The sequence below is a fragment of the Flavobacterium niveum genome (assembly GCF_055231775.1).
In genome coordinates this window covers 160,487-182,131 of the sequence record NZ_JBUYSX010000006.1, presented here as the reverse complement: position 1 = coordinate 182,131, position 21,645 = coordinate 160,487, and the positions used below count along the sequence as shown (strand labels likewise).

At 41.4% G+C, this 21,645-nt stretch carries 13 protein-coding genes; 7 read left to right on the top strand and 6 right to left on the bottom strand.

What is annotated here, in order from left to right; all coding sequences use genetic code 11:
* Positions 1-7: 7 nt before the first annotated feature.
* Positions 8-433: a hypothetical protein gene (locus ACZIX4_RS15560; RefSeq protein WP_463336560.1), complete on the bottom strand. Its 426-nt coding sequence runs from the start codon at positions 431-433 to the stop codon at positions 8-10.
* Positions 434-547: 114 nt separating this feature from the next.
* Here ACZIX4_RS15560 and ACZIX4_RS15555 point away from each other — a divergent pair, with 114 nt between their 5' ends.
* The 3 genes from ACZIX4_RS15555 (at position 548) to ACZIX4_RS15545 (ending at position 3,200) form a co-directional block, all read left to right on the top strand.
* Entirely contained in the window at positions 548-769 is a 222-nt protein-coding gene (locus tag ACZIX4_RS15555) for a helix-turn-helix transcriptional regulator (protein ID WP_463336559.1), read from the top strand.
* 550 nt (positions 770-1,319) lie between these two features.
* Positions 1,320-2,798, top strand: coding sequence for a BT4734/BF3469 family protein (locus ACZIX4_RS15550; RefSeq protein ID WP_463336558.1), 1,479 nt, complete (start codon positions 1,320-1,322; stop codon positions 2,796-2,798).
* 120 nt (positions 2,799-2,918) lie between these two features.
* A complete protein-coding gene (locus ACZIX4_RS15545) occupies positions 2,919-3,200 on the top strand; it encodes a hypothetical protein (protein WP_463336557.1) in 282 nt (93 codons plus the stop codon).
* A gap of 20 nt (positions 3,201-3,220) precedes the next feature.
* Here ACZIX4_RS15545 and ACZIX4_RS15540 read toward each other — a convergent pair whose 3' ends face one another.
* From ACZIX4_RS15540 to ACZIX4_RS15520, 5 genes are all read right to left on the bottom strand, one after another.
* The gene (locus tag ACZIX4_RS15540; RefSeq protein ID WP_463336556.1) at positions 3,221-3,637 is read right to left on the bottom strand and encodes a hypothetical protein; all 417 of its coding nucleotides are present in this window, start codon (positions 3,635-3,637) and stop codon (positions 3,221-3,223) included.
* 55 nt (positions 3,638-3,692) lie between these two features.
* Positions 3,693-7,217 (bottom strand): DUF6443 domain-containing protein, encoded by a 3,525-nt coding sequence (locus ACZIX4_RS15535; protein WP_463336555.1) that lies wholly within the window; start codon positions 7,215-7,217, stop codon positions 3,693-3,695.
* A gap of 11 nt (positions 7,218-7,228) precedes the next feature.
* Positions 7,229-10,657 carry a hypothetical protein gene (locus ACZIX4_RS15530; protein WP_463336554.1) on the bottom strand — a complete coding sequence of 1,143 codons (3,429 nt, stop codon included), beginning with the start codon at positions 10,655-10,657 and terminating at the stop codon, positions 7,229-7,231.
* Positions 10,658-10,671: 14 nt separating this feature from the next.
* A complete protein-coding gene (locus ACZIX4_RS15525; protein WP_463336553.1) occupies positions 10,672-12,291 on the bottom strand; it encodes a T9SS type A sorting domain-containing protein in 1,620 nt (539 codons plus the stop codon).
* 268 nt (positions 12,292-12,559) lie between these two features.
* Positions 12,560-13,096: a hypothetical protein gene (locus tag ACZIX4_RS15520; RefSeq protein ID WP_463336552.1), complete on the bottom strand. Its 537-nt coding sequence runs from the start codon at positions 13,094-13,096 to the stop codon at positions 12,560-12,562.
* Positions 13,097-13,178: 82 nt separating this feature from the next.
* Here ACZIX4_RS15520 and ACZIX4_RS15515 point away from each other — a divergent pair, with 82 nt between their 5' ends.
* The 4 genes from ACZIX4_RS15515 to ACZIX4_RS15500 all read left to right on the top strand — a co-directional run bounded on the left by ACZIX4_RS15515 (position 13,179) and on the right by ACZIX4_RS15500 (position 21,627).
* Positions 13,179-13,412, top strand: coding sequence for a helix-turn-helix domain-containing protein (locus tag ACZIX4_RS15515; protein WP_463336551.1), 234 nt, complete (start codon positions 13,179-13,181; stop codon positions 13,410-13,412).
* 810 nt (positions 13,413-14,222) lie between these two features.
* Positions 14,223-16,751, top strand: a complete 2,529-nt coding sequence (locus ACZIX4_RS15510) for a glycosyl hydrolase 115 family protein (RefSeq protein WP_463336550.1) — start codon at positions 14,223-14,225, stop codon at positions 16,749-16,751.
* A 99-nt stretch (positions 16,752-16,850) separates the two neighbouring features.
* Positions 16,851-19,526: a beta-galactosidase GalB gene (galB, locus tag ACZIX4_RS15505; RefSeq protein ID WP_463336549.1), complete on the top strand. Its 2,676-nt coding sequence runs from the start codon at positions 16,851-16,853 to the stop codon at positions 19,524-19,526.
* A 16-nt stretch (positions 19,527-19,542) separates the two neighbouring features.
* Positions 19,543-21,627: an alpha-glucuronidase gene (locus ACZIX4_RS15500; RefSeq protein ID WP_463336548.1), complete on the top strand. Its 2,085-nt coding sequence runs from the start codon at positions 19,543-19,545 to the stop codon at positions 21,625-21,627.
* Positions 21,628-21,645: the final 18 nt, after the last annotated feature.

Sequence of the window (21,645 nt, the reverse complement as noted above, 5' to 3'; positions counted from 1 at the left end):
GATATGATTAATCAACGGTTACTGTAATATCAAAAAACTCGGCAAATGGTGCATCATGATTTTGTATGGTAACACTTTCTGATTTTAATTCCTGATTGCTCTGCACTATATGGTATTTAAGTGTTAAGGGCTCGGCTATACCTATTGCATATCTTACCTTGATACGGTCGCCAACTTCAACGTAAGCCCACGGAGTTGTTTCAGAGCCGTTAGAAGCCATTTGATTAATTGATGTATTTTCTCCATTAGCAACCTTGTAAATTTTTATCTGGTTGATTGGATAGTTGCCCTGTTCAACTGTAACCGATAATTTAAGTTGTCCTGTTGGGGTGGTCGGGTCTCCACCGTTCAAAGTTGTACTGTCATCGCTTGAACATCCAGCTAATAATAGCGAGATACCTAAGAAAGCCATCCGAAAAAAAGATTTTGTCATTGGTTAATATTTTAAATTATAGCCACAAACATAATAAAAAGAATGTCTTAACATACTATAGTATGTTAAAAATATTAAACCGAAAGCCCACATTGCTCTAAACATTTAGGAGCTATGGATAAATCAGTTGAATTGCTAAAATTAGGAAACAAAATCAGGGAGTTAAGATTGTCGAAAGGGCTGTCACAGGCTAAATTAGGAGTCAAAATATTTAAAGACCAGCAATCAATTCATAAAGTAGAAACAGGAGAATTTAATCCTACTTACATCTACCTATTGGAAATATGCGAAGGGCTGGATGTAACGATTTCAGAGTTGTTAGATTTTAAAAAATAGTTTATTTTAAATATTTATTCCCTTTTCCGATTTATTAAAGCTGATAATTCCTGAAATTCCCTTTTGCTCACCCTATCCATTTGTACAGTGACAGGCAACTTCACTGGTTCGTTTTCTAATATCCTCTTTAGCTGGTCAACTGTTAGTATAATTTTCATATTTCTTTTTACTATAAATAGTTTGCCATGGGCAAATCCTTGAAAATTTGGAAAAAAATTTCTGGAATTTTCCGAGGCCATCTGATTGGCCATATAATGACCTTTGAAAATGTCCATCGTAAGAGCGGATACGCCAACGGTAACTTCAATTTTTTCTCAAAAACTAACCCAGGCAGGGAAGGACCCGTATACCAATCTGTATAATCGTCTCAAATCGGTTTAAAATCGCAGATTTCCGTATTGGGTTTCCTCCGATAAGGTGCTAAGGTAGGTGCGGAATTGCAGCATTAAAGCATTAATTTCAGGTATATCCTTTACATATTTTGGTATTTTATGTAAGATGGTTACAAGGGGCTTAGAGCTTCCCATAACATGAAACTAATAAAATATGAATGTTTCAACTTACGCAGTATGCATCTTCCAAAGAATCGAAGGTGCAAAATCAAATCAGCCTTACCGAGGTTTTAGAAATAATAAAAACTGGAGATAGGAAGCTTAGCCTTATTCATTTCGCCCGAACTTTAGTAAGGGGAAGTGAGGAATATGATACTTTTAAAAAAAGTATGTTGCCCACATTTCGATTCAACTTCCTTTTTGATGGTTCAGCAGCAAACGATAATATTATAGCACCAACGGGCCTAATTTATCTGGATACTGATAACGTAGATACTATTCCCGATAGCCCTTATATCCTTGCGAAATGGAAATCACTGTCAGATACTGGCTTTGGTATTCTTGTAAAGGTAAACGGCCTTACGTTAGAGAACTATAAGGATACCTATAACCATTTATCAGAATTGATTGGTATTAATAGCGATGCAGGCGCACGCAAGGCAAGCCAGCAAACCATACAAAGCTATGACCCAAACCTGTATTATAATCCTGATGCCTCGGTATATGAATGTATTGAAAGTAAAAAAGTCTCACACGCTACTATAAGAAAAGAAGAGAAGTGTATAGGAACGTATGAGACCTTTTTTAATGGGCATGAAGTTGCTATACGATTTAATAACATTGCTGACTACTTTATAAATGAATATACTGATGTCGACTACAGGGTGTTTGATGTAAAAGAAAAGATATGCAATCCGTTTATACCGTTTAGGATAGAAGAAGGTAACAGGAACAAAACTCTATTTTTACTACTATCGCAATATGTGTTGTTAAATCCAAATACAGGCAGGGGCTTCTTAAAGGCTATTTCTACTACAATTAACTCTAAGATGCACCCGAGCTTGCCAGAGAAGGAAGTTAGTATTGTTATAGATAGTGTGTTAAAGAAAAGGCAGGTAGGTTCGTTAGAATTATACCTGAATGAGGAAAGAAGGGTATTATTTAACCCTAAGGCTCTGCTAACGACAAAGGCAAAGATGAAAATAGTTAATACAGAGCTTGGCAAACGTAAATCGGATTTTACAAAAGAGATTATTTATCTGGTGCTTGAAAACTGGGATTTTGAGGCCGATGGCAAGATTACACAACAAAAGGTAGCTAAGCTTGCCAATAGGGATAAATCTACCGTAAAAAGACATTGGGGCGATTTTAAGGCTTATGCAAAAGACCTGAATGATACATACTATAAGCCTGCCAAAATTAGAGAAGAGACAGCAACAAAGAGTACAGAACAAACGGTAAAATCAACTTTCAGGCTTGATGAAGAGGTAAATCTATATGACTTATTGCCTGTATTATCTTTCACAATTCAGGAAAGTATGGCCATTATTACTGATTTGGACCAGTCCAAGATTTCAATGAAAGACTTGGTAGTGTATATAGGCCATCAAAGGAAACAGCAAAAGTACAATGATTATACAGGCGTTGCTATTACACCCGAACGGGCGAACCTCCTGAAGAATATTATAGCAGCTTAAGGTCAATCCATCATCTGCCCGCCGGGCAGATGATGGATTTATACCTTTTAATTTCTTTAACAAACAAGCTGGCGCAGGAAAACTGAATTGTTTACCTTCATGGCAAATAGCAAAGAGAATATGAAAAACACCTTGCCAAACCTTAATGGTTTCCCTACAGACAATGCACCCAGCACCCAACTAAAATATGATATATTGGCCAGCAAGTTTATCACTGGCATACAGAACCACCAGCGGCGCAACGCACCTGTTGGCTTTGGTGCTTTGGGGGTAATTGGTGTGGTGTTGCAGGGCGTGCTGGCTTTGGTCGTGATGCTTATAGCAGGTATATGGTGGACTTTTAAAAAAATAAACCACTCTAATCCGAGTGGTTTATTTAAAAAGGAGGCTATTTTTATATAGCCTCCTTTTTAATTTAAATTTTATTGAATTGGTTTGAACTGTTTATTCTGTAAAATAAACCTTTTTCTATAAATACATTCAAATTCATTCGGCACAGGATACAAAATTACAGAATCAATAGGTCTACTATCTATATCTATAAACTTACTAATTGAATTTTTTAAGTTTTCAGTATAATAAATGTAAATAAGTTGGTTTTCATATTTTTTTACATGAATTAAGTTTCTTACATCAATTGGAGGACAATTTTTTATCGAAACGATAGTATCATAATTCATATAGGGGTCAATGTAAAATTCGAGTATTCTGCTTTTACTTGCGCCATCCATTGAAACTTCTAATTTTTTCAATGACGTTTTAAATATTTTTTTGAATGTACTATCCTTAAACTGAACTTCTTCAATCTTTTGTTCAGAAACTTCTATTTTATTTTCCATTTTGCAACTAACTAACATTAGTGCTAGTAAAGGAAAGATTATATTTTTATTATACTTAATCATTAGTTTTTATCGCTTTTGTTCCGTTATATTTTATTTCAACTGGATTTGAGCCTCCAAAATACATTTCGCTATAAGCGGGTAATCTTCCATTATTTTTAGGAGAGTGTAATTCAATATATCTATTTCTGTCTCCATTAAATGTAGGGTCTGGCGTTAAATCTTCATGAAAACCAGATGGGTATGGAGAACCCAAATAGCTAGGATGCGAATGTGATAATCTAGTTATAATAGCATTCGGATTGCTATTTAAAACCGACTCTGCATATGAGGTTGCACCAACAGAAGTAAGTTTAAAATCTGTTTTAACAACAGTTTCACTATTTCCAGACATTTTATCAGAAATACCTGTTAAAGCAAATTCAACATTAGACTCCGCAGCAAATTTATAAAACTTATCTGCTTTGGAAGCATTATTAAAATGTATTTCTTGGCTTACAATCATGTTTGTATGGTCATCAACTTTTTCGGTTATAGTATTTATTTTTGCATCCTTATTAAAACTCCCATTCTTACCATACACATAGGAATCAACAACACCCTTCTCGTCAAATAGTACTACCGTATCTGGCCCAGCTGCTTTAACAATACCGATTTGTCCAGTTGTCTTGTAAATTCCAATAACGTCCTCTCCTTGCATCCCATCAGGATCAATAAACCTCAAAGGATTATTATAAGCGTAGGCATAAGGGCTAAACCTCCTGCTTGTCTCCGCCAACGGGTCAATATTCATCCATCTACCTAAAGCAGGGTCATAATTACGTGCGCCGTAGTCGTACATGTTAAGCCCCAGCTCGTCTTGCAGCTCTTTGCCGTTGTACTTATAATTATTAACCAGTTTATCCGTTGTACTTAACGGAGGATAAAGTTCAATATCACCCTCTATCTCCTGATACTCCAGGTAATCCATGTTATAGTTCAGGTGTTTGAGCCCGAATGGGTAATAGTGGTTCTCTTCTTTGATCCTTGCCTGGTTCTTTGTATAGCTATAGCTCAGGCGTACATTTCCAAGGTGGTCTTTGTATTGGTATACATAGTTGTATACGTTATTCCCAGATGCGTTTACAGTATTATCTACATACCCTTCAGCGGTTGGAAAAAACTGTAACACGCCACCCTTGTACTGAAAGCCGCCCATATAGTCCACATACACCGTGTTACTACCTTCCGTAACGGTCTTTTTGAGCTTTACACCATTGGCATCATAAAGGTATACAATTTTATTAGTCCCGAAGGTTATCTCCGTAGGCAAATTCAGGTGGTTGTATTTTATGCCGGTGATACCCTTATTCATATCAGTCAGCATATTGCCATTATCATCGTAGGTATACTCGGTATTATTGGAAGTGTTAATGTCCTTGAATCCCTGTGGGCTTGTGCTGTTATCCACTACTTTGGTAAGCCTGTTACTGTTAGGCGCATACGTATATATCAGGTTGTCAATAGTAACTTGAGTAGATGGGTCATCTACGCCCCCGGTACGCAGCATCTGGATGATGTTGCCGTGCATATCATATCGTGGATTCTCATTATAACTGCCTGTATAAGGCACACTGGCACCTGGCTTTTGGTAATAAGAAAACGTCAGCCTATTCAGGTCGTCATATTTGTAGCTGTACTTACGCAGGGTATTGTCACTACTGCTACGCCAGTAAGTCTCGGTAATATTGCCGTTATATAAAGCAGGGATGCTCAACGCACCATTCGACTGATCGGTTACGTTATTGTAAGCAATCTTAAAGGCGAATAGGTCACTACCCAGGTTACCGGGGTTTACATCATTGATATCGGTCAGCCAGCCCCTGATGTTATATTTATAATCTACGGTTTGGATTGGATACATCGTTGGAAGCCCTCCCGGTGGCGTTGCCGTGTAGGAACCAACCTTTTTGGTAATGAGCTGGCCTAATTCATTATAGGTGTTACTTGCCAGCGTCTGGCCGGTTGTACCGGTAATGGTGTGATTGTGCGCTTTAAGCCTGTCCTGTGCATCATAGATAAAATCTTCCTGATAAGCTATTTCGGTACTCGAAGACAGGCGCTTGTGTTTTGTCTTTGTATATATTGGCTTGCCACTAAAATCAAGTTTCGTATCTACCTGCGTATACCCACCCAGATAATTTGTAGTATAGTTACGCACAGCGCGCCCACGGCGGTCATAAAGTACGTATGATAGTTGACGTTCTGTTCCTGTAGCTGAAGTTAATACCCTTGTCCAAGTACCTGTAGGCAGGCCTTTGGCCTTATTCCGGATATTCTGGCCTTCAACCTGAGATGAAGCGGGTACGGTAGGTGCGCCCGGCCAGGTATAATCGTCATAGTAATTCACCGTAAGCAGTTTAAATGTTGAAGGCAATGAAGTAATGGCATTATATCCTACTGCAATGCCATCAACGGTACTGCTGCCGCGTACGGCTGTTACCACACCTGCGCCAAACGTAGCAGAACCCTGCCTGCTGTTCCTCGTGACAGAACTTATGGTCTCCGAAAACCACCCGGTCATGGCAACGCGGCCAAAAGCATCGTAAATGGTCATAATCCAGCCTACATCATTTGCTGTGGCAGCACTTCCTCCAAAAGGGGTAGTAACCGGACCTGATAATATCGGCTTGTCCAGTTTATCGTATACGATATACTCCCATTGTTTCCCTGGAAGTTTTTTCTCGGCCAAACGGTTACGGCTGTCGTATTTGTATTGGTAGCCCAGGGTGTTTATATTGGTAGCCGAACCGTTACAAAGCGGCGGCAGTACATAGGTCAGGTTGCCAAACTGGTCGTATATGTAATAGGTTTCATGTGCCGTCGAGCCATTGTATGTTTTCTTAAGAACTACTTGGCCTTCCTTGTTTTTGAATTCTTCTGTGGTATTGGCAACTCCTGAAGTCCAGTTCTCATTTTTCGTTACCGCTTTGGACAGTGTATTTGCATCGTAATACGATGAAGTTCCATTAAGGGTCAGTGTGCCAAAAATCCCATAAGAGTCAGTTGTAGCGGTAACACTTAATTTACGCACCTCATTGGCAACGTTTGTCCGGTAGCTAAATTTTACTGTATGGTCGTTGTTGTTATACGGGTCGGCGTTGCCCTGCCAGGCCAGGCCGGGTGCACCCTGTTTTAAGACTCTGTTCAGCGGCGAGGGTTCAAAGAATTTTTCAGAATACGGAAATGCTGTTGTTTCCTGTACCATTGCAGTGTTTGCATAAAACTCCAGGATTTTTGTAGGCGCATCTGCATTATAAGTCAGGTCAGAGGCTGTTGAGGCATATGGCAAATAGTCCTTGGCCTGTCTGCCGAAGCCGTCATATTGCATATGCGTAATGATGTCTTTGCCGGTATTAGACATCTTGCCGGCTACCTGTTGTATGGGCCTGCCCAACCCATCGTAGTAGGTAACTACTGCTTTTGCTGTCGTAGCTGTGGTGGAGTCACGGTAAATCAGAGTCTTCACATAATTCTGGTCAGGACTCTGTGCCCAAGCCAATACAGGCAAAAGGCACAATAGGTATAATAGTTTTTTCATCAGTCAGTTGGTTAAGGTCTGTAATTATATTGGTTTTCAGAAAGCGTTTTACCGAATTTATCCTTGACCGATTTTAATCTCCCAAAATTATCATAATCATAGGTTATCATATCACCTTTAGGGTCGGTGATAGTACTTACGCCTATGCTTGGCTTATATGTGTATGTAGTTACCATAGCGTTAGGGAAGGCTGTTCGTAAGGATTGTAGAGATGATTGCATATAAGATTCTGAACCTGTGACAGATGATCCGGATTCTATGTTGCTTATTAATTGAGTAGGGATTGATGAATATGTTACACCTTCAATTTTGGCTACAGGGACTGTCTTGTTATAACCATAGATGATAGATATAGGTGTACCTCCTGCTAAAATATATTGAATTACATCTCCATTTGAATTATATATAATATCCACCCTGTTTTCTTCTGGGTCGGACTCAAGTTTTTTTGTGTAAATATTTAACGGCGGCCAGGCATTATACCTAACACTTGATAAAAAATTTCCTGCTCTGTATTGCTCTGTTTTAATAGGCACAGATGTGATGTTTGATGTGATGGATAAATCAGGAAAGTAATAATAAGTAGTTTTAAGGGTTTCACCGGCACTTGATGTTGTTATTACATTCCTTGTGTTTTTAAGCAATGGCTCATACTCATAAGATTCAGTCTGGCTTATCTTTTTATTAACATCTCCATCAATATAAGTATTTGTTGTAACGCTCTTAGACTTATAAAAATGAGAATCTAAAGGGTATGATTCAAAACTATATTTATATGGCTCTCCATCTACATTAACATCGCCATCACCCATGTCAGATTGACCATAACAATGATTTACAATTCTAATCCCATCATAAGAAGTGGGGGTAATCTGGTCTTCATATAGATATATTTTTTCCAGAAATAGCTGGCCAGTCCTATTTCGGTTTTCCTCTGCTTTCATTTTTCCATTTAAAGGATTTATTACATTTGGAAAACCTTTATTTACAATATTTTCAAAATTGTTGTATTTAAAAATTCTTTTACCAACAGTAGTTGTATCGGCAATATTATGCTCTATCTCAATTACTCTGTTATATCCTATTATGGTACCTCCGCTCATCCCAAAATCATCGGCAGAAATCTGTATTTGCCTGAATGGAAACATATAATTTCCAGGTTGTCCATTTCCTCCTTGTCCACATGTTGTACAAAAAGAGTCTACAACACTTAGAGGATTGAACCTATTAAGCAATTTTCCTGAAGATTTTCCATCTTCATTTAAATACAATATTTCTTTATCACTTGCTATTACGTTTGCCGAAGTATAATTCTTTATCCTCTTGATTCTTAATCCTCCAGCAAAACTAGTAGTTTTGTCAACCAACTGAGCATTATAATAATTTACGCCTGCAAAAGTTCCATGGCTCATTAAATACGGCCAGTATTGAGAGGCATTTGCTATGCAAACACCATTGTCTATAGGTTGCCCATTTGTATTTAGAGGGCATTGATCGGGGAAAAATACTTCAATCACAAAATTTGCACCAGATGGGTTTTCAATTCTATAGTTAACAACTCCACTTACACTTACATTATTTGTAAAATACTCTAAACCACTTGGGGTATTAGGGGGAATAAAGTTAAAGGGTGTCCAGCGTTTTATTTCATAACCGTTTTTAAGAATCCTTACATACGAATTAGAATATATTCGGCTTATAATGTCAGTATTTATGGGCTGCCCATATAAGTGAGGATTGCCGTGGTTGAATGTGATGTTTAAGTTTATTGTGGTCGAACTATTTAATGTAAAGGAGTGACTACATGGTTCTATTTGACAATTTGCATAACTTTTATGCAGTGATGGGTTTACTAAACCTTGTAAAACCTGAACACTGTTAGGTATAAATTGATTAGTAAACGAATGCGGTTCAAAAGTAAAATCGGTATATCCTCCTGTTGGGTATTGTATCCTGGTGAGCATACATGCACCCACATAATTATTATCTGTATACCTGTAATTTTTATTATAATTATAATTCCAAGGTAAACGCCCAGGAAAAGAATCAATAAATTGTGGGTCATAGTTGTATTCAAAAAAATCGAGGTTGGGTAATAAACCTGAATTTCCGTGCCAACCGTTATAGTATCCCCAAAAATCTTCATCATGAGATGTTTTAGAAGGTAGTTGAAGTGAGTTATATGTAAAAATATAAGGCGGTTTTGAAAGATCCTGTACACCATAGGAGTCATAACCTACTTCTTTTACAGAGTCTAATCGTAAACGTCTCGTTTCTGTCGTTGATGACAAACCAGAAGCAGAGTCAAAATAACTATAGCTGAATAAAAATGTTTTTATTTTCTTTTTATTTACATTTGAATATATATCAATAGACTCCAGTTTGCCCGTATAGTCCTGATAGCCATTGGCTAAGTAGAAAATATCGGTTCTTGAGCCAATATTAAAACGTATAGAATCTTTGTCTGTTTTTAAGTAAGTAAGTTTTTGTACTTCATTTTCGGTATACGTCATAACAGGGACATTTTCAGGCATAGGTGGTGAAAGGCAAACAAAATTCATAGCAGAGTTTTGAGAATACACTTTGCTGGTCTGGTGTCCAAGCTGATAACCAAATGCAACTCCTTTGCCTTCGGCATATTGGATTGAGGTTAATTTATATGTACCACCGGCATAACTATCATTGGTTTGAGTGTTTGCTTTCTCATAGGCTCCAAAGTTATACACATCACCCTTTGATGTAGTAGCGGTGATACCACCACCACTTATAGCAAATGTGATATTGTCAGTTTTATCAAGCATAACCACTTGATTAGTATTGGGGTTAATGAAAAAACTCCCGGAATAACCATCAAAATTATACCTGTAAATATCAGGTTGGCCACTACCTTCCTGTAATCCCAGTATTATAAATTCTGGGTCAAAGTAATACATTGAATTCCATGTTGGACCAGGAAATGTACACCAATTGTAACCAACTATACCCTTTTGTGTAATCTTTTTATAGCTGCCCATTGGAAGTGTGTTAAAACGTGCTTTAAACTCATCATACTTTGAGGGGTCGGTGGATTTTCTTATATTATCATCATATTGATCTTTTTTGCCACGTACTTCTTGTATTATTGAGCCTTCAGGAGCCAAATTCCATCCAAGCCCTACCCAGGTAGCATCCTCCTTAACCTTAATTCCAGAACTATGATAATCCAATGATATTGAAGTTTGCCTACCTGCTACATCAATAGTATAGATAGGTATTGATATATTGGCGGTACCAGTATAATAGCCTATAGGAATATCTCCAAATTTACCTAACATTGCTGCTTCTGGTGAAGTAGGCACGTTAAGTTTAGGGGCATAATTCATAACATTGTTACTTTGAGAATAACTAATGCAGATAGGCAGTATAAAAAATAATGTTAGAAGATATTTAATCGTATTCATTTTAGCAGTCAATATTATTTTAATCCTTTAATCACTTTCACAGAATCGGTCCCTTTGTCGGTGCGGACTTCCACAATGTACACTCCTTCTGGGTAGCTGCCCATAGCAAGGGGGATAGTACGGCTGGTCACCTCAAAGCTTTGCAACTGCCTGCCCGATAGGTCAAAAACGGATGCCGTACCTTTGGTAAAATCAAAGGTTACGATAATGTTGGTGTAATCACCGGCAGGGTTGGGGATGGCTTCAATCTGTGTACGTTTTTCGGTTTTCTTTTTCTTCTGTTTGTCGCCCAGCTTGACTACCCAAAAGTCATGGCTTCCTTTACCGCTGTATTTGTCTTTTGAGTATGCTCCGTCACTGGTACCGGCGAGAATGTAATCACCATCGCGGGTTTCGATTAGTTTGCGGAGCCTGTCCTGTCCATTACTGCCCACAGTCTGTTTCCACAACTCTTCACCCTCGGCAGATATTTTAAGGGCGATATAGTCGTTGATTTCATTCTTGTCTTTTTTTACCTTTTGCCCGATAACCTCACTTTGGGCATAACCTCCTAAAAGGATGGTGTTGTCTTTGTTTTCTACCATTGAGGTAAGTATATCGACCTTTCCGGTGTTATATGCCTGTTGCCATAGGATTTCACCTTTTTCATCCAGTTTTACCACCCAGAAATCGGTGCCGCTTTTGTTCGACCTTGATTTATTTCCAGTCGTCCCTGAAGCCGAGTTCCCGGCAAGGATATACCCACCGTCATTAGATTGGGTTACGCAGGCAATATGGTCGTCCTGCTCGCCGCCCAAAACCTGCTGCCACTCGGTATCGCCGTTCTTATCCAGTTTCAGTACCCAGTAATCGCCTTCACCATAACCGTCAATAGCTTTATCTGTTGAAGATGGGGAGTTGGTGTAACCACCTACGATAAAGCCGCCATCGGTGGTAGGTTCTATGCTTTCCAGCATGTCCGTATATTGTCCGCCCAGTGTACGCTGCCAGGTTACCTTGCCTTTGCTGTCCAGTTTGATAATCCAGAAGTCCAGGCCTCCAAGGTTATCCTGCCATTTGCCGTAAGGGTCGGTATCGCCCTTGCGTACTTTTAAGCTGATAGGGGAAGCTGAAGAACCACCGATAATATAACCGCCATCTTTGGTTTGTACCACAGCCTTTACCAAATCCTGTCCCGGGCCGCCAAGGGTACACTGCCATTCCTCACCACCTTTGGCATTCATTTTCATGACCCAGATGTCTTCTCTGCCTAATGCATCGCTCGATTTGCTGAAACCTTTTGCAGATTCGGATGTACCGGCGATGATAAAGCCGCCATCGTTGGTATTGCGGATGCTGTACAGCATATCGGGGCCTGAACCACCCAGGTTTTTTTGCCAGTCCAACTCGCCATGCTCGTCCATTTTCCATATCCAGTAATCCAGGTCGCCGATGTTTTCTTCATCTTTGTTGCCTGATTTTTTGGACAGGGAGGCACCGGCTAGGATAAAACCGTAATCGGCTGTGGGCTGGGCATCCAGTAAATACTCGGCCTGTTTGCCACCGTATGATTTTTCCCAGAGGATGTCCTGTGCCTGTATAGGTATATAGCACAGCAAGGCCAACATAAGTGGCTTAAAGTAATTTGTTAGCATGAAATAATTTTTGTACAGCCTAAGTCGTTGGATGCTATGAAGAGGACTGGTTGGCTGTTGGTTTTACGGAGGTAAAATTATTAAAATTTTGTTAAATGAAAAGATGAAGCTTTTAAATAAACATTATTTAAAGTAGAACATATTTTTGTAACACATAACAACGGTTGTTTAATCTGTCTCGTTGCGATTACGTGTTGGTTGTTTGAAGTATTTTATAGCTATGAAGAATTTAAAAAGCTGCTTGGGAAAGCAGCTTTAGTAGGTTCACTTAATTTTCATAACAATCCAATTTTTTTATTTCCTCATCTAAGAATTCCATGAGCGCGAGATTTCTTGATCCACTCCCCCCATTAGCTTGTATCTTATCCATGTTATCTGCTGCAATATTAAATTCTTCTTGGAGACCGTTGCAATCTTTTTGTTCAATTTTTTCATAGATGCGATCTTTAACAATAGGATCAAATTCTTTCCAAAAATTTGAATTGTCTCTTCCCTCAGGTTTGTTATTTTCAACTATCGTAACGGGCTTGATTTCTTCGACTTCTTCTTTGCTTATAGCTGGTTTAGGTTTTACCAAAAGTCCACATATAAATAATAGAAAGGCATAGGTTACATACCTTACTATTTTGTTTGTCCAAAATGGCAATTTTTTCGCTATAAGTACCGAAACTGGTGGTAGTATTAAACCCCCTAATATTATAACTATTATAAGTGGAAATTCTGGCTCAGTAAGCAGGCCATTTATTCCACTTAGAATTAGAAGTGAACCTAATACATATTTTAATACTTTCATTTTAATTTTCATTGGTTAATAATAACCAAAAATACAAAATAATGACAAATAAGTCATTAATAATGATTTGGCTATTTTAAAATTTTGTTGACTTATGAGTCAGCAACGTAAAGACATACAATTATTAGGGGCTATTTCACAGAGGCTAAAAGCAATCCGTGCTCAAAAAGGATTGTCGCAGGAGATTGTTTTTAACGATACAGATATACACATAGGCCGAATTGAAACAGGGAAAGTAAATGTCTCAGTTTCTACCTTAAATAATTTGTGTCATTATTATTCAATTTCTTTACAAGAGTTTTTCTCTGAGGGATTCGAAAATATTTAATACCCACCTTTTTTACCGGTATTATTCAGCTATTCTTATTCATCATTTTTTAATTAAAATTAGTTGGATACTAATATGGGAAGTACTTCCCTGGAAAATAAGGTGTTTTATATATTCCATTAAAACTATTAAGCAGCCACAAAGCCCTTTAAATCATAGATTTTTTTCAAATCTTCATAAATTTGGTTCGAGAATAAACCAGAAAGGGGAGCTTTTTAAAGCCAGTCTTATGACTGGCTTTTTTGTTTTATGCTGGTTTTACGGGTTACCTCGTGGTTAGAGCATCTGCTGTTAATCAGAGCCCCGATAGCTATCGGGGTTGGCCGAGTCCAAGAGGGGGAGCTTTTTAAATCCAAGCTAATGACTGGCTTTTTTGTTTTTATTATTTTAGTATTGCACTTTTATTGTTTTACACCACCAATCCATGCAAATCCATATTGTAAATATCCTTTCTTCAAAAAAAACTTAACCGATATTATGTAGGCTACACTTCAGATATTGACGTCAGGATGGATTTTCATAACGATATGCTGCACATAAATTTATTGAAGTATCACTTCCTCTTTATAATACCGAAAACATAGTTAAACCAGTTCTTGTAGATGTTTTACTAAAGTATAGCGTAAAAAATATTTAAGAGTAAAGGCTAATTACTAAAACGTATTCGGAGATTTTATGTCCTAAATGGATTACCACACATTTCAAATTTATATTTTTGAAACTACGGCAATCTTTGCTTGCAAAACAGCCGTGATTTTTTAGAAAAATAAATTTATAAAGGATAAAATTATATCTCTTTTAATTCCTGCAATGAAACCAATTTTAAAAATATGCCTTAGTGTAGCACTGTTTTTTCTTGCAGTAGGGGCCGGTGCTACAGAACCTTTTATTACCGTTAATGCATCGGGCAATACAATAGCTGTCAAGGAAAAAGAAGGAGGGCTTACCCTGTACAGCAATGAAAATATAGACAAGGGCATAAGCCGGGCTATCCTTAACCTGCAGTCGGATTTGTATAAAGTAACCGGCGACCAACCGGTATATACTACCCAAACTACAGGTATACAAACCCCGCTGGTTATCATTGGTACTTTTGGTACAAAATCCATCATCGACCTGCTGGCTGCCCAAAATAAAATTGATGGCAAGCTGCTTAAAGGCAAACGCGAGAAATACATCATACAGAATATTAAAAACCCTTTCGGTACAGGCGATGCTATAGTTATTGCCGGCAGCGATAAGCGCGGTACCATATACGGCATTTACGAATTTTCAAAACAGGTAGGCGTGTCACCCTGGTACTATTGGGCAGATGTGCCCGTAGCGCACCGGGATAACCTTTACTTTATTAAAGGTACGTATACCGATGGCGAACCGGCGGTGGAGTACCGCGGCATTTTCCTTAATGATGAGGCACCTGCATTAAGCGGATGGTCTAAGCAAACCTTCGGGGGATTTAACAGCAGGTTTTACGAAAAGGTATTTGAGCTGCTGCTGCGCCTTAAAGCCAATTATATGTGGCCCGCCATGTGGGGCAACGCCTTTTATGATGACGACCCCGAAAATGGTGTACTGGCCAATGAAATGGGGATAATCATGGGTACATCGCACCACGAGCCTATGGCCATGGCGCAGTCTGACTGGCATCGGTACATAAAAAAGAATAACCTGCCTAACGTTTGGGATTACTCCAAGAATGCTGCTGTGCTGCAAAAATTCTGGCAGGCGGGTATAGAACGCAGCAAGAACTGGGAAAAGCTGGTAACCGTAGGCATGCGCGGCGATGGCGATGAGGCCATGGGTGAGGGGACTAACATTAAGCTGCTGGAACAGATAGTAAAAGACCAGCGTACCATTATAGGGAAAGTAACCGGACAAAAACCTGAGAAAACACCACAGGTATGGGCATTGTACAAGGAGGTGCAGGACTATTATGACAAAGGCATGCGCGTACCCGATGATGTTATCCTGCTGTTTTGTGATGATAACTGGGGCAATGTCCGCAAGCTGCCCGACCCTGTGCGTAAACCCCATAAAGGCGGTTACGGTATGTATTACCATTTTGACTATGTGGGCGGCCCGCGAAATTCTAAATGGATAAACATAAGCCCCATACAACGCGTATGGGAACAGATGAACCTGAGCTACGAGCACGGTGTAGACCGTTTGTGGGTGGTAAACGTGGGCGACCTGAAGCCGATGGAATACCCGATAAGCTTTTTCCTGGATATGGCATGGAACCCTTCGCAATTTAATGCGCAAAACCTGCTGTCGCATACCGAAGCTTGGGCAACACAACAGTTTGGAACTGGACATGCCAAAGAGATAGCCCGTATTATTAACTTGTATGCAAAATATAACAGGCGTGTAACTCTGGAAACACTGAACAGTACCACTTACAGCCTTCAAAACTACAACGAGTTTGAAACCGTACTGAACGATTACCGTGCCCTGGCGCTTGATGCCTATCGCCTGTACGACGCTATGCCACCACAGTACCGCGATGCATACTACCAACTGGTATTGTACCCGGTAAGCGCATGCAGTAATCTGTACGAAATGTATTTTGCCGTGGCAAAGAACAAACAGCTTGTGGCAAAAAATGATGTAGGTGCAAATTATTATGCTGATAAGGCCAAGGAATGCTTTGCCCGCGATGCCTTTTTACAGCACCAGTATAACGATAGTATATCGGGTGGGAAATGGGCACACATGATGGACCAGGTGCGGATAGGCTATTCCTCATGGCAGGAACCTAAACAAAGTATAATGCCCGAAGTGGTGTACGTGCCTGAAACAGCTACTACAGCAGGAAAAGTATTTGCAGAAAAAGACGGTTACGTAGCCATAGAAGCAGAAAACTATTCGCGTGCTGTGGGTACTAAACAAATACGTTGGGAAGTAATCCCTGATTTTGGGAAAACCAAATCGGGTATTACCACGTTCCCTCAAAATAGTACTCCTGCTGAAAAAGATGCTGTGTACGTGGAATATGATGTTGACTTTACATCAACGGGGGAAGTGGAGGTACAGTTGCTGCTTGCGCCAACGCTTAATTTTAATGAAAACAAGGGATTGGTATATGAAATCTCTTTTGATGATACCCCACCGCAGCCGGTTAATTTTAACGGGCATTACCGTGGCGAACTGGGGCAATGGCAGGCAGAACACATTATACGTTCGGCTACAAAACATACCATAAAACAGCCGGGCAGGCACAAGCTCCGTTTCAGGGTGCTGAACCCCGGTATTGTGTTAGAAAAAATAGTCATCAATACCGGTGGCCTAAAGCCGACTTACCTTGGCCCGCCGCAAAGTGAACTAAAAACGGAAAATTAAATACAGCAATCACCTAATTTAAAAATATCATCTACCATGTGTAAGCCGGTTTTATATAAAATACTGTTTTTCAGCTGCATTTTTAGCTTTTATAGTTGTATGGCCCAAAAACAGGATAAAAGTAATAAAGAAGTGCGCGAACGCATTTCTATTAACGAGGGCTGGAAGTTTTATAAATATGCTGCAACGGAAAAACCGGACAGCCTTATATATGACGTGCGCCCCGATGCTGTTAATGAAGATGGCAAAGCCGCCGACGCCGAGCCTACAAAGGCACTTCAGGTTAAGGCGAAGACTGCGGTGCTGAAACCGTGGGTAATGCCATCGGGTAATAGTTTTATAAAAGATGCTGCCCACCGTTATACCAGGCCTGCGGGTAAAAGCCCCGGTGGCGATTTCCCATTTGTACAGGGTGGGTTTAACGATGCAAAGTGGCAGGACGTAAACCTTCCGCATGACTGGGCCGTTCAGGGGCCTTTTTATAAAGGTTGGGATACCGAAGTAGGTGGGGGCATGGGCCGCCTTCCTAGCCAGGGAGTGGCATGGTACAGGAAAAAGCTTGACATACCGGCTACAGACAAAGGGAAAAACATTTACCTGGATATAGATGGCGCCATGTCGTATGCTATGGTGTGGCTAAACGGGCAGCTGGTAGGCGGCTGGCCTTACGGATATGCATCGTGGCGCGCAGACCTTACGCCTTATATTATTCCGGGAGGCGAAAACCAGCTGGCTATCCGTATAGATAATCCGCTAAGCTCATCGCGCTGGTATCCTGGTGGGGGTATTTACCGCAGTGTATGGCTGGTAAAAACGGGCGGCGTGCATGTAGCGCATTGGGGTACTTATATAACCACCCCGAATGTTTCGGCATCGTCTGCCACGGTAAAAATTGAAACAACAATAGAAAATACATCTGCCCAGGGTGGCAAGTTTGATATTGCTACCGTTATATACGGCCTTGACACCAATGGTAACAAAGAAAAGAAAGCTGCTGCAACTGCTAAAAGCATAAGCCGCGATATTGCCGCCGGTAACAGCGCTATAGTCGATGCCCAGGTAACAATTGCTAACCCGAAGCTGTGGGGGCCTCCGCCAACACAGAAACCCAACAGGTATGTGGCGGTAACTTCGGTTTACCAAAACGGCAGGCTGCTCGATGTGTATGAAACACCTTTTGGTATAAGGAAATTGGAGTTTGATGCAGAGAAAGGGCTGTTTGTAAATGGCGAGAAAATAATAATTAAAGGAGCCAACCAGCACCACGACCTTGGCGCACTGGGTGCAGCTTTTAATGAAAGGGCAGCCGAAAGGCAGCTGGAACTGTTGCGCGAATCGGGCTGTAATGCCATACGCCTGGCACACAATCCGCCCGCACCCGAATTGCTGGACCTGATGGACAAAATGGGCTTCCTTGTAGTAGATGAAGTCTTTGATTGCTGGGAGCGCAAAAAAACATCGCTGGATTTTCACCTGATTTTCCCGGAGTGGAGCGAACAGGATTTGCGCGCCATGCTCCGCAGGGATAGGAACCACCCCGGTATTATACTGTGGAGCTTTGGTAACGAGGTGGGCGAGCAATATACAGGTGAGGCCGGTGCAGCCGTTGCCGAAAGGTTAAAGGCCATAATAAAAGAAGAAGATACAACAAGGCCGGTAACCGTATCTATGAACTATGCCAAACCCGATATGCCGCTACCGGCAGTACCCGATGTCATCAGCCTTAACTATCAGGGTGAGGGCATACGAAATGGTGGCGCCTATGCCGGGCTTAAAGGTATTACCACCCCGCCGCTGTTCCCGGCATTCCACGAAAAGTTTCCCGGTAAAATGATTATCAGCAGCGAAAATGCAGCAGCGGTAAGCAGCCGTGGCAAATATTATTTTCCGGTGGCAGCGCTAAACAGCGCCCCGGTAAAGGACAATGCGGGCGGTAACCCCACAGAGCAGCAGGTAAGCGCGTACGAATTGTATTCGGTAGATTTTGGCTCATCGGCAGATAAGGTGTTTGCCACTACAGATGCCCACCCCTACGTGGCCGGTGGCTTTGTGTGGAGCGGCTGGGATTACCTGGGCGAACCCACACCGTACTATCTTTCGCGTAGCTCATATTTTGGTTTTATAGATTTGGCAGGCTTTAAAAAAGACCGTTTTTACCTGTACCAGTCATACTGGGCCCCGGAGAAGCCTATGGCGCACCTGCTGCCACACTGGAACTGGCCCGAAAGGGTAGGGCAGGTAACCCCTGTGCACGTATTTACATCGGGTGATGAAGCCGAACTGTTTTTAAACGGAAAATCACTTGGCAAAAAGAAAAAAGGCGCATTAGAATACCGCATAAGGTGGGATGATGTGGTGTACACACCCGGCGAATTAAAAGTGGTGGCCTATAAAAACGGGAAACGCTGGGCCGAAGACCGTATCGCTACAACAGGCAGTGCCTATAAAATAGAGTTGGTACCCGACAGGGCTGTGCTGAATGCCGCCGGGAGCGACCTTAGCTTTATAACCGTAAAAGTAACCGATAAGGAGGGTAATGTAGTGCCCGATGCCGCAAACAATATCCGTTTTTACATAGAGGGAGACGGTGAAATTGTAGCCACAGACAATGGCGACAGTGCTAACCTTGTACCCTTCCCTTCGCATGAGCGTACGGCCTTCAGCGGGCTTTGCCTTGTAATTGTAAAACCGAAGAACCACAAAAAAGGGACTATGACTGTTAAGGCTGTTGCTGATGGCTTACAGCAGGGCAGTGTTGTGGTAAAAGTGAAATAATAAAGTATACCTTACTATGTATTACAAAATAAAAAAGTGTAACCCGCTTTGGTACATTATATTGTTTCTAAGCCCCCTGTTTTCCTTTGCAGATAATGGGCACCAGCTGTGGCTCAGGCCTGTAAAAGCTAACCCGGTAACGGTTTTTGCATCAGGTAATTCGCCTACGCTGCTTATTGCCAAGACGGAACTCGAAAAAGGGTGGACAGGTAAAAGCGGTGCCACAGTAAAACTTACCCTGACTAAAGATAACGCCCTTAAAGCCGACGGTTACAGGCTTACACCCGCAGGTGTTGAAGCCCGTACAGAAACCGGTTTGCTGTATGGTGTATACGAACTGCTGCGCAGGCAGTATATCCACCAGCCGGTTGAAAGTGTTGTGTCTAATCCGTCTTATGGGCTGCGTATACTAAACCATTGGGATAACCTGAACGGCAGTATAGAGCGCGGTTATGCAGGCGAATCCATTTTTTGGCGTAAGGGTGCCGATGCTTTTACCGTTACCGGTAACGATATTACGGCCTGGACAGAATATGCCCGTGCCAATGCATCCATCGGCATTAACGGTGCGGTACTGAACAATGTAAATGCTTCACCGCAAATGCTTTCTACAGATTACCTGAAACGTACAAAGGCCATTGCCGATGTACTGCGCCCGTATGGGATAAAGGTATACCTGTCGGTCAATTTCGCTACGCCGATAAAGTTGGGCAACCTGCCTACTGCCGATCCGCTGAATAAAGATGTTGTAAAGTGGTGGAAGGCCAAAACCGAAGAAATTTACCGCCTTATACCTGATTTTGGCGGCTTCCTTGTAAAAGCCAACAGTGAAGGCCAGCCCGGCCCACAAGATTACAAGCGCACCCATGCCGATGGTGCTAATATGCTGGCCGATGTGCTGAAAAAATATAAGGGTATAGTAATGTGGCGGGCATTTGTATACAACGCTACCGAAACCGACAGGGCTAAGCAGGCGTATGCCGAATTTACGCCGTTAGACGGTAAGTTTCGCGAAAATGTAATCATACAGGTAAAAAACGGGCCCATAGATTTCCAGCCGAGGGAGCCGTTCAGTGCGCTGTTTGGTGCCATGAAAAAAACACCTGTAATGCCTGAGGTACAAATCACGCAGGAATACCTGGGGCACTCTAACCAGCTGGTGTTCCTTTCTACAATGTGGGAAGAATTTTTAAACAGCGATACCTGGCAGCAGGGCAAAAACAGTACCGTAGCGCGCTGTACAGACGGCAGTATCTTCTCTCAAAAATATACTGCAATAGCCGGTGTGGCAAACATTGGCCTTGATGATAACTGGTGCGGGCATCATTTTGCGCAGGCCAACTGGTATGCCTTCGGGAGGCTGGCATGGAGCGACACCTTAAAAAGTGATGCAATAGCAGATGAGTGGATCAGGCTTACTTTTGGCAATGCTGATAAAAAGACGGACACGGAATGGGAACAAAATTTTTTGGCACCCATAAAAGAAATGATGTTGCAAAGCCGGGAAGCCGCTGTAAACTATTCTATGCCGCTGGGGCTGCACCATATTTTTGCTGCAGAGCACCACTACGGTCCCGGCCCATGGTATGCCCCGCCCAAGGTGCGTAAAGACTGGACGCCGCCCTACTATCACCAGGCAGATGATAACGGTGTCGGCTTTAACAGGACAACTTCGGGTAGTAATGCCGTAAGCCAGTACCACGAGCCACTTGCCTCACAGTTTAACAGTGTGGCTACCTGCCCTGAGGAGTATTTGCTGTGGTTCCACCATGTGCCGTGGGATTATAAAATGAAAAACGGCAGGATATTATGGGACGAAATCTGCTACCGCTACGATACCGGGCTGCAACAGGTAAGGCAGTTCCAGAAAGTGTGGGATAAGGTACAGCCTTATGTAGATGCCCAGCGTTTTACAGCAGTGCAGGAAAAACTGCAAAGACAATGCATAGATGCCCAGTTTTGGAAGGATGCGTGCCTGTTGTATTTTGGCCAATTCAGCCACAGGCCGGTACCATACGATATAGAACGCCCCATACATAACCTGGAGTATTATGAAAAAACCGACCCAATTACATTAAAAGAAATAAAGGAGCATAAATAACAACATCACATATAAAAC